The sequence below is a fragment of the Kitasatospora sp. NPDC036755 genome, assembly GCF_040636595.1.
Classification (GTDB): Bacteria; Actinomycetota; Actinomycetes; order Streptomycetales; family Streptomycetaceae; genus Kitasatospora.
The window spans coordinates 1-1,763 of the sequence record NZ_JBEZUT010000645.1; the positions used below are offsets into that span (position 1 = coordinate 1).

The 1,763-nt window shown below is 76.4% G+C and carries 3 protein-coding genes and 1 pseudogene; 1 reads left to right on the forward strand and 3 read right to left on the reverse strand.

Features of this window, described 5'->3' with window-relative positions; translation table 11 throughout:
* Positions 1-301 (forward strand): annotated as a pseudogene (locus tag AB0E96_RS40880) (hypothetical protein); the annotation flags it as partial.
* Positions 302-357: 56 nt separating this feature from the next.
* Here AB0E96_RS40880 and AB0E96_RS40885 read toward each other — a convergent pair.
* From AB0E96_RS40885 to AB0E96_RS40895, 3 genes are read right to left on the reverse strand one after another with little or no spacing between them, the layout of a single operon-like run.
* Positions 358-954, reverse strand: coding sequence for an NADPH:quinone reductase (locus AB0E96_RS40885; RefSeq protein WP_359831887.1), 597 nt, complete (start codon positions 952-954; stop codon positions 358-360).
* Between the two features lie 24 nt (positions 955-978).
* On the reverse strand, positions 979-1,194 hold the full coding sequence (locus AB0E96_RS40890) for an NAD(P)H-binding protein (protein ID WP_359831889.1): 216 nt from the start codon (positions 1,192-1,194) through the stop codon (positions 979-981).
* Positions 1,195-1,236: 42 nt separating this feature from the next.
* On the reverse strand, positions 1,237-1,395 hold the full coding sequence (locus AB0E96_RS40895; protein ID WP_359831891.1) for a hypothetical protein: 159 nt from the start codon (positions 1,393-1,395) through the stop codon (positions 1,237-1,239).
* Between the last annotated feature and the right edge of the window lie 368 nt (positions 1,396-1,763).

Here is a 1,763-nt window from a genome sequence, read left to right on the forward strand (position 1 = left end):
GGTGCTCAGCGGGGTGACGGACGGCGGCAACGCGATCGGCGACATCGGCATCACCGGCATCGCGCGGCAGAACACCGGCGGCCTGCACGCCGTGGTCGTCACGATCCGGAACCCGGGGCCCAACCCGGCCTCCTACGCGGTCCAGGTGGACTTCACCGACGCCGGCGGCAAGGCCGTGGACAGCTCCGTCGTCGGCGCCGAGAACGTGCCCGCCAACGGTACGGCCGAGCCCGTCGCCTTCAGCCGGCAGCCGGCCGACCTGCCGCTGGTGCCGGTGGTGGTCAAGGCCGTCCGCTACTGACGCCGTCCGCCCCTGCCCTCAGCCGTCGGCTCCGCCCCGGCCCCGGCTTCGGGCGCCTACCGGAAGTCCGCCGCGTGATCCCGCACCCAGCTGCGGACGTCGCGCGGCGGACGCCCCAGCACCTCCCGCACGGTGCCGGTCACCCGCTCCGGTCCGCGCGTGAACGACTCCCGGGCACGCAGCCGGGACGCCACGAACGCCGCGTTCCCCCAGGCCGCCGTCAGCTGCTCGCGGGCCGTCTCCGGCGGCAGCTCCTCCCGCCGCGCCGCGACGCCCGGCTCCTCGCCGATGATCCCGGCCGGCTCGGCGTGCGAGAGCGAATCCGGGCCCGTCACCACGTAGGCGGCACCCTCGTGCCCGTCCTCGGTGAGCGCCCGCACCGCGACGTCCGCGATGTCCCGCTCGTGCACCGGCGAGCGCCGCGCCCGCCCGTACGGCCACCGGACCGTGCCCTCCCGCACCTGGCCGGCCCAGGCCGGCAGGTTCCCCGCGAAGTCGATCGCCCGGACGAAGGTCCGGCCCAGGCCCGAGTGCCGGATCAGCCGTTCGACCTCCTGGTGGAAGACCGCGGCCGGCTCGTCGTCGGCGCGGCCCGGCACGTCCGTCGACAGGTAGACGACCCGCCGGGCGTGCCGGGCGATCAGCTCCACCACCTCGGGCCGCACCGGCAGCCCGGGTCACATCAGGTGGACCGCCTCCACCCCGCCGGCCAGGGCGGGCTCCAGGCTCTCCGGTCGCGTCAGATGGCCCTGGAAGAGCTCGACCGCCCCGGCAAGCGCGGCCGTCGCCGGGTTCCGCACCAACGCCCGTACACCGTGGCCGCCTTCGGCGAGCGTGGCCACAACGTGCCTGCCCACACTGCCGGTTGCGCCGATCACCGGAATCTCGGTCATGCCCGGCCCGACGCCGGTCCGGCGTGGGCTGGGCCCGGGCGGCTACCACTGCTCCCATGGGTCGATGACGGCCGGCCCCACCCGGCGGGCCGGCCACTCGGTGCGCTCGGCATCGCTCCGGCGGAAGTGGATGTACAGGGCGCGCTCGTCCGAGGGCCGGTCGAGGGCGAGGCCGTGGTCGTCGAGGACGAGCTCGACCATGGCGTCGTGGAGCGGTGCTCCTGGCGGGGGAGCCGAGCGGATCGGGCGCGGACCGGTGATCCGGATCCCGGGCCGTCGGTCCGGTCGAACGGTGGCCCGACGGCCCGGGTCGAACGGTACCGGCGGACGGCTCCCGGTGGGCGGCGGACGGGTTACGTCACGCCGTCCCGGGGTTACGTGACGGCGTCCGTCCGGTCCTGCTCCCGCCGGCGGGTCCGGTAGGCGCGGGAGCGGCAGCGGGGCGAGCAGTAGCGAGGCGGACGGCCGCCCGGTCGCCGGCCGGGGGACGGCACGTCGGGCTGCAGGCGCCGTGCGCCGACCCGAGCCACAAGCCCAAGCGGATCGACCCGGCGAGGGCCGCCGAGCAG